This window comes from Microvirga sp. P4_A5, from assembly GCF_056402495.1.
Window position 1 is genome coordinate 1 of the sequence record NZ_JBFUHH010000153.1, and the last position, 6,083, is coordinate 6,083.

Below are 6,083 nucleotides of genomic sequence, written 5' to 3' on the forward strand. Positions count from 1 at the left end.
GGCCAGGAGCGCGGCGACGGCGGGTGGAACGATACCTGTCGCAAGCATGATCACGAGCCCGGCAAGTACAGTCACAGCCTGGGCGGCGCCCGCGCCCATGKGCACCGCCTGGCTTCTCACGAGTTCGGGTGAGTTCACGACCAGCACATCGGGATCCTCGAGCTTGAGATCGAGCGCCTCCCATGTGCCTTTCAACAGGATCGTATCCCCGGCCTTGAGTTCCGCACTGCTGGGATCGAGGTCGGCGCCGGCCCGCTGGACGGCGAGGACGATAAGATCGCCGGTGTCTGTAGCCATTCCGGGAAAGATGACCTGCCCGATGAGTGCCGAGCGGGGTGGCACAACGACCTCGGCCAACCCGGTATGGCGACCGAAAAGAGTTTCTTCGGCTCCGCCGGCGAGGCCATCGTCGCGTATGGCAAGGTGCATCTCAGTCGCGAGAAGCGCGGCCGATTCCGCATCACCTCGTAGCAGAAGATAGTCGCCCTCGGCGATGACCGGTCGGCGTAGCGGCGAGGCCGAGCCTCCGTCCTGAACAACCATCAGGGTCAGTCCGGGGTGGTCGGTGATGTCGACGGATGTGGGCGCTGTCCCGATGTAGGGCGAGCTTCCCCGAACGCGCAGGCGGAAGATGCCGTCGGTAAGCCCGTATTGCTCGACGAGCGTCTGGGCATGCCGACTGAAGTCGGAGGGCAGCTTCGTGCTGTTGCTCTCTGGCAGAAGCCGCTGTCCGAGGAGAAGGATGATCGCCATCGCGCCGACAAGAAGGGGGGCGCCCACAAGTGCGAACTCGAAGAAGCCGAACCCTGTCAGGCCCGCATCTTCGAGTGCTTCCGAGACGAGGATGTTCTTGGGAGCACCGGTCAACAGCAGGTTCGCGCCCGCATGGGCCGCAAAGGCGAGCGGCATCAGAAGCTGCGATGGCGACCGCCCAAGCCGGATGGCCGCCACGACGACAACCGGCATCAGTGCCGCCACCGCTCCCCCGGCGCTAATGAGTGCGGTGAGACATCCTGCGACACTCATGATGATCACCAGCAATCGCGTTCGGCTGTGTTCACCCGCTCTCGCAATGAGCCATTGCCCGGCCCAGGCGGTCACTCCCGTCCTTTCGAGAGCCGCGCTGACGATGAACAGGCAGGCGACGAAGATCACCGCCCGGTCGCCGAGGCCCGCCAGAGCCTGATCAAGCGTGACGACCCCCGTCGCCCAAAGGGCGAGCGCGGTCCCCATGGCGACAATGACGACAGGCAGCCTGTTCCAGGTGAACAGCGCTATCGCCGCGACGATGATGATCGCTGTGTATTCGATCGGGCTCAAAGTTTCACATCGCCCGATGCGAAGCGAGAGCCAATCTGATCAATGTCCATGCATGAGCGCTCCGCCAAGCATGATCGCAAGGGTGAGTAGCAACGAGCCGGCGACTGCCCAGCGTCGCAGGAGGCCGTCGCTGCGCTCGATGCCGACGGCGAGGCGTTGAATTGCGGGCGCAGATGCGTCCGCGAGAACGATGATATCGCCTTCTGGCACGGACGGAACGCGGCCCCTCAAGCGGATCAGGAAAACGGCTGCCACGGCGCCGAGACCCATCGGCCAGGCGACTTTCCAGACAGACGCGATGTGAAGCACGTTCCAGACCGTTTCCCCCGTTACATGGGGGTAGTGAACCCACGGGAGGAAAACCGAGAGAACGGAAACGACGAGCCAGGGAATGACCTCTCCTGTCGGCGCGCGTGATCCCGAATCGCGAGACGCTTCTCCGGATAGGACCGTAAGAAAATGGAGCATCAGGAGCGTGGTGCCAGCGGCCGCCAGCGTCAAGGCCTGACCAGCCAGCCCGTAGCCGAGCATGGGTTTCGAGGCGAGCTTTGCCAGGGCCCCGCTGGTCAACGGCAGGCCACCCAGGCTCAGCGCCAGAATAGCGGTTACGATGAGAACCGGACGAAGGCGTGCGCCGCCGGTCGCCGCTACTATGCCGACCGCGAGAAACAAGGCGCCCTTCACCAAGGTGTGATGCATCGCGTAATAGGCGACGAGGCTCGGCGCGTCGCCGTCCGCATTCGCCAATCCAATCCCGAGCATGGCCGCGAGCAGGCCCATCTGGCTGACCGTCGAATAGGCAAGGATGGTTTTTGGACGTGTCTGCGTGACGCCGATCCCGACGCCGTAGAAGGTTGTGACAAGCCCGACCGCCGTGAGCACGCCCCCCCAATGAGGCAGCCCCGCTTCGAAGGGCAGAAATCGAATCAGCCCGATCACACCTGCCTTGACCACCACTCCACTGAGCACAGCGGAGGCCGGCATCGGGGCAACCGGGTGAGCGAGCGGCAGCCAGACATGAAGGGGCACCAGCCCCATCTTGAGGGCGAAGCCGGCGATGATAAAAAACACGATACCATCTTGCAGCGGCGATCCGCGTATTGTCGCAACGACGTCCACAATCAGAGGATTGGCCGCCGTGCTTCCACTCGCGAGCATGACGAAGGCCAGCAGCAGGCACGCCTCTCCGACGATCGCGAGCGCGACATAAATTGCGCCGGCGCGCTCCGCGCGCGGCGTTTCATCCTGGGTAATCAGGCCGTAGGCGGCAAGACTCACCAGCGTGAAGACCAGGTAGAAGCTTGCGATGTCGGCGACGACGAAAACGCCGAGGCTGCCCGTCAACGTGAGAAGCCACCAGATGGCAAATCTCGCCGCCGACGGCTTACTTCCCATATAGAACGATGCGTAGGCGCCCGCCGCGCTCCACAGGACGGCCGCGCCACCCAGCAAGATCGCGCCGAGGAGGTCGAGCGCGAGGATAATGCGAAACGGAATCGGAAAAAGGACGAGATTGCCTCCGGGCGAGACAATCGCGGCCAACACCGCTGGAAGCGGTGCAAGGGCGAGATACGAGATGACGCGGGCGCGGAAGCGGGCGCTCAAGCAGGCCGCCACCATCGCCAGCGGCAGAACCAGCGTTGCAGCGAGCAGAAGCCCCGCGATGCTCATGGGGCACCTCCTGTCCAGACGGTGGGCCGGCCGGCAGTCAGGAACGGGAAGGGTTGAAGCGGCACGAACCCAAGGCCTACCGCCGCGAGCGCCAGCACGAGTGCTACGGCCTCGAGCCGGCGCGGGATGGTTCTCTTTACGATCAACGGCACCGCAGGGGTCGCGAGCGCTCGCCCCACTACACGGAAGACGTAGCCGGCGGCGAGCATTCCCCCGGCCAGAATGGTGGCGGCGAGCCACGCATGACCCTCTATGACGGTTGCGGTGAGCAGAAGGCATTTGGCGATGAAGCCTCCGCTCGGCGGCAGCCCCATCAGCGACAATCCGCCGAGTGCGAACGCAAACGCGCTGACAGGAAGCACACGGCCGAACCCACCGAGGTCGGAGATGCGGTCGTGTCCGAAGGCTTCAGCGACAAGGCCGGCAGCCATGAACATGGCCGCCTTGGCGAGGGCGTGCGACACGAGTTGCAAGGCCCCGCCTGTCCACGCGATGGTTCCCCACGGGGGCACCGCCTCGGTGCCGGCAGCCAACGGGAAGATGAGAAACAGATATCCAATCTGCGCGACCGTCGAATAGGCGATCATGAGCTTCAGGCGCGCCTGCCTTGCGGCCATGATGCTGCAGAACAGAATGGACGCAGCCCCAAGAATTGCCAGAATCTCACCGGCCCAAGCGGCGGTCAGCGGGGGCGCGACATCGAAAACGAGACGCAGAATCAGGAAGAACGGCGCCTTGATCACGAGGGCCGACAGGACTGCGCTCGCTGCGGCCGGCGCCCCCGCATGGGCGGGCGGCAACCAGAGATGCAACGGAAATAACGCGGCCTTTGCGAGGAGACCTGCGATCATCAGGGCCAAAGCGACGGACACTGCTGGGCCGGGCTCGATCACCCGGGCGAGCGTCTGGATGTCGAGCGTTCCAAACGCCCCATAGAGCAACGCCGCGCCGAGCAGATACAACAGCGAGCCGAGCAGTGCGAACATGAGGTAGCGTAACGCGGCGGCTACAGTCTCGGCGCGGCCATCAAGGCAAACGAGCGGTACCGCGCCGAAGGTCAGCAATTCCAGAGCCACATAGAGGTTGAACAGATCCTCGCCGATATAAATGGTGTTGAGCGCACTCCACACTGCCATCAGCAGCGCCCAGAAAACCTCAGGTGTTCGGCCTTCACGCGTATCCGGCGAGAGACCGAAATGCCCTCGCGCGAAAAGACCCGTGGCGGTGATCACCACGGCCGTCATGGCCAACATCGTCGCGGCCAGTCCATCGGCCCGCATGGCCAGCCCGAGCGGAGGTTGCCACCCTCCCAGCACGTAGGTCAGTGCATCGCCCGTGCGAACGATCTGAACGACGATCGCCACCGCGACGACGAGTCCGGACGCAAGCGTTGCAAGAGCAACACCCGTGACATGGCGCGAGCCGAGCACGAACATGGCCAGCATTCCGAGAACCGGCAGGATGACCGAAAGGACGAGGAGAAATCCGTCAGGCGTGGCGGCATGACCGACGAGCACCGTCATGGCTCGCTCCGCGATTGGCTCTCGGTCGACGACGCGTCCAGCGTCGCACGGCCCGTCAAGTCGAAAAGCCGCCTGAGGAGCGCAATCGCGAGCGCGGTCGCAGAGAACGCAACGACGATGCCTGTGATGACCATCGCCTGCGGAACAGGATCGCCATCGAACTCGGCGGCCGCGCCACGACGGGCTGCGACGCCGAAGACCAGGAAGATCCCGGCGCCCAACAGGTTGAAACCCACGATCTTGCGCAGGATCTCGGGATGCGACACGACGATGAAGACGCCGATGCCGGCCAAGCCCGCGCCGCAGAGGCCATACAACGTGGGAGCGGCGAGGAAGGTCGAGATCATCGGCCAGGTGCCTTTTCGGGCGGTCCGGCGACGAGCATTCCAAGCGTCACGGCGATGGAGAGCGTCAGCGCCGCCTCGATGGCGAGAATGAACGGCTTCGCCAAACCCGCCGGATAGGCGAGAAAGCTGCCCGCCGTTGCCATGCCGAGAAAGCCGACGGCGAGAAAGACCACGGAACCCAGGACGAGCAGCCACCGCAAAGCCGTGCCCCTGATCTCGGGCGCGGGGCGCAAGCCCGTGAGCATGACGAGAATCCACATCGCGGCCATAACCGTGCCACCCTGAAAGGCGCCCCCGGGCTCATCCGCCCCGACCCAGAACAGATAAATCGCCACCAGCAAGCCGATGGGGGGCAGCGCTCTTGCGAGGAAGATGAGCGGTTCGGGGACAACCGCCGGACAAGCATCGGGCGCCCCGCCCCAGAACCGATGGGGGGACAAAGACCAAATACCGACCAGCGCCAGAAGCAGAACGACGGTTTCGAGCAGCGTGTCGAGGGCGCGATAGGCCAGCAGGACCGCCGTGACCGGATTGCCGAGACCTGTTGTCGGGAGCGAAAACGCTGCGGCAGAGGCAAGCGTCGGTGCGGGATAGGGAGCCAGCAGCACGACGGCTGCAAGTGCCGCGGCGATCATGGCGGAGAGTAAGGCTACGGCGGCCGTCATGGCGCGGCTTGGTTGCTTGGAGGCCATCGGTCGATTGCGGATATGCGCCTCCGCCCGCAATAACAGCAGCCCCGTCACGCCGCTTCCGATCGCAGCCTCTGTCAGGGCGACGTCGACTGACGCGAGCCGGAGCCAGCCCAACGCGAGCAAGAACCCGAATGCGACAAATCCGACGATCGCATTCTGGTCGTCGCGGGCGGTTGCCATATGCAAAGCGAGTGCAAGCAGCCACACGACGAGAGCGACGTCCAGAACCGCTGTCATGGACGGCGGCCGTGACGGCGTTTGCTGCCCGCAATCAACTGGCTAGCCGTCGCCGCGGAAAGTTGCGCCAGGAGCCAGACACCAATCAGCTTCATAGCGACCGAGATGCTCGTTGCTTGCGGCAGCAGGCCGAGGATGACAAGGCCGAGGCCGAGGTTGTCAGCCTTGCTGAGGGCATGGAGACGGCTCAGCGCGCTAGGGAATCGAATGAGACCGAGCGTGCCGGCGAGAAAGAAGATGCCTCCGAGGCCCACCGCGAGGAACGTGAAGGCGTCGATGACGGCGTTCATGCC

6 protein-coding genes are annotated in these 6,083 nt (G+C 64.5%); all 6 read right to left on the minus strand.

Features of this window, described 5'->3' with window-relative positions; all coding sequences use genetic code 11:
• A partial coding sequence (locus tag AC1DVM_RS22140; protein WP_477258123.1) for an SLC13 family permease occupies nt 1–1,320 on the minus strand: 1,320 nt, incomplete at its 3' end.
• A 39-nt stretch (nt 1,321–1,359) separates the two neighbouring features.
• Nucleotides 1,360–2,991: a complex I subunit 5 family protein gene (locus tag AC1DVM_RS22145; protein ID WP_477258125.1), complete on the minus strand. Its 1,632-nt coding sequence runs from the start codon at nt 2,989–2,991 to the stop codon at nt 1,360–1,362.
• Nucleotides 2,988–4,514: a complex I subunit 5 family protein gene (locus AC1DVM_RS22150; RefSeq protein ID WP_477258127.1), complete on the minus strand. Its 1,527-nt coding sequence runs from the start codon at nt 4,512–4,514 to the stop codon at nt 2,988–2,990. Before AC1DVM_RS22150 ends, AC1DVM_RS22145 begins: the two co-directional genes overlap by 4 nt.
• Complete coding sequence (locus tag AC1DVM_RS22155) at nt 4,511–4,861, minus strand: NADH-quinone oxidoreductase subunit K (protein WP_477258129.1); 351 nt, start codon at nt 4,859–4,861, stop codon at nt 4,511–4,513. Before AC1DVM_RS22155 ends, AC1DVM_RS22150 begins: the two co-directional genes overlap by 4 nt.
• Complete coding sequence (locus tag AC1DVM_RS22160) at nt 4,858–5,790, minus strand: MnhB domain-containing protein (protein WP_477258131.1); 933 nt, start codon at nt 5,788–5,790, stop codon at nt 4,858–4,860. The genes AC1DVM_RS22155 and AC1DVM_RS22160 overlap by 4 nt, the downstream gene beginning before the upstream one ends.
• Nucleotides 5,787–6,083: monovalent cation/H(+) antiporter subunit G (locus tag AC1DVM_RS22165; protein WP_477258133.1), on the minus strand; the 297-nt coding region annotated here is incomplete at its 5' end. The genes AC1DVM_RS22160 and AC1DVM_RS22165, both read right to left, overlap by 4 nt.

Bases quoted from the DNA above. Each gene is read 5' to 3' on its own strand.
- AC1DVM_RS22150 (WP_477258127.1), bottom strand. From the start codon at position 4,514: ATGACGGTGCTCGTCGGTCATGCCGCCACGCCTGACGGATTTCTCCTC.
- AC1DVM_RS22155 (WP_477258129.1), bottom strand. From the start codon at position 4,861: ATGATCTCGACCTTCCTCGCCGCTCCCACGTTGTATGGCCTCTGCGGC.
- AC1DVM_RS22145 (WP_477258125.1), bottom strand. From the start codon at position 2,991: ATGAGCATCGCGGGGCTTCTGCTCGCTGCAACGCTGGTTCTGCCGCTG.
- AC1DVM_RS22160 (WP_477258131.1), bottom strand. From the start codon at position 5,790: ATGACAGCGGTTCTGGACGTCGCTCTCGTCGTGTGGCTGCTTGCACTC.